Below are 1482 nucleotides of genomic sequence, written 5' to 3'. Positions count from 1 at the left end.
GGGTGGGGACGCGCATTCCAGCCGCCCCGGCCCATGCGGAGCAAGCCGGCCCACCCGCGACCTCGGGTGCTGTCCGGTTCACCCCACCCGTGTGTTGTCATTGACGCGGCACGCCTTCCACGGCGGCGGGCGCGTCAGTCCTTGTAGACGAGCCGGGAGCCGCCGCTGGTGCGCACGTCGCTCTGGGCCGGGCGGGACACGAGCTGGAGGACGCTGCCCCCGGAGGCCTCGCCGCTGACGCGGTCGGTCGCATCCACCTCCACGCGCGAGCCGCCGCTCGCCTCCGCGTCCAGCGTCTTGACGCCCTTCACGTCCAGGGCCCGCACGACGGAGCCCCCGCTGGCCTCGACGTCGAAGTCCGTCGCCCGTCCCGCCAGCGTCACCTTCGAGCCACCGCTGGCCTCGGTCTCCACCTGGCGTGCATCCACGCCGCGGACGTTGACGATGGCGCCCCCGCTGGCCTCGACGTCGAACTCGTCCGTGCGCGTGGCGTCCGCGTCCACGTGGCTGCCGCCGCTGGCGTGGATGCCTTCCACGCGCGGGCTGGAGACGTACAGGCGGACCTTGCCGCCTCGGAATCCGTCGAAGAGCTTCCTGTCCACGCGGGTGCGCAGCGCCCCGTCATGCACGTCCACCTCGATTCGGGACACGAGCTCGGCCGGTCCCTCCAGGCGCACGGACTTGGGGCCCACCTTCACCTCGGCCCGGATGCCATGGCTCACCGACACCTCGTCGAAGTCGGGCACCTCCCGGACGTCGCCTCGCTGTCGTGTGGAAGTGGACGCACCGGCTTGCGTGTCCTGGGCGTGGGCACAGGCACCGAAGAGGAGGAAGGACGCGACGATTGAGACGCGGGCGGGGGACATGGGCATGCTCCAACGGAAAGAGGGGCCACGACACGGACCCCGACGTGCTCAAGGTACGCATGGCTCCGGCGTTGATTGCCTGCCCCGCGGTTCAGGGGTCCGAAAGCAGGCTCAACGGGCCGCGGACGGAGGTCGTTTCCCCGGGCTTGATGTCCACGGGAACCTGGTGCGCCTTGGCGGTGGCATCCACCAGCTTCAGGGTGTGCTGGCCCGCGGGCAGCTTCACCTTGAAGAGCGGCGTCTTGCCCAGGTCCTGACCGCCGAGGAACACCTGGGCCTTGGGCTCGGTGACCAGGGTGAGGAAGCCGGGCTCGCCCGCCGGTACGCTCTCCGAGGTGGGCGGCGTGGCCGGGGCCTTGCGGGGCGCCGTGGCGACCGCCTTGCTCCGCTGCGCTCCGTTGCGGACGCGCTTGAAGGTCCGGGGGCCCTTGAGCGGGGCGTCGTCCTCGGGGGCGTCGTCCGAGTCCGGGGCACGCGCCTCCGGCACCGGGGCCTCGTCCGTCAGGGTGGAGGGGTCCACCTCCGCGATGGCCAGGGCTGACGCGCCCGTGTCCTTCGTCCCCTCCTTCACTGGTGGAGCCCCGGGAGCCGCTGTCCCCGCCGCCAGGTCCTTGTC

2 protein-coding genes are annotated in these 1482 nt (G+C 72.1%); both read right to left on the bottom strand.

What is annotated here, in order from left to right; translation table 11 throughout:
• Nucleotides 1–134: 134 nt before the first annotated feature.
• Complete coding sequence (locus G4D87_RS37690; RefSeq protein WP_163787582.1) at nt 135–866, bottom strand: head GIN domain-containing protein; 732 nt, start codon at nt 864–866, stop codon at nt 135–137.
• 91 nt (nt 867–957) lie between these two features.
• The coding region (locus G4D87_RS37685) for a PEGA domain-containing protein (protein WP_163787581.1) at nt 958–1482 on the bottom strand (525 nt) is incomplete at its 5' end.

It is taken from the genome of Myxococcus vastator (assembly GCF_010894475.1).
Taxonomy (GTDB): Bacteria; Myxococcota; Myxococcia; order Myxococcales; family Myxococcaceae; genus Myxococcus; species Myxococcus vastator.
Note: the sequence above shows the minus strand (reverse complement) of the source record. Positions and strands in the feature narration are given on the sequence as shown.

Excerpts from the sequence above, each read along its gene's own strand:
- G4D87_RS37690 (WP_163787582.1), bottom strand. The coding sequence starts at position 866 with ATGTCCCCCGCCCGCGTCTCAATCGTCGCGTCCTTCCTCCTCTTCGGT.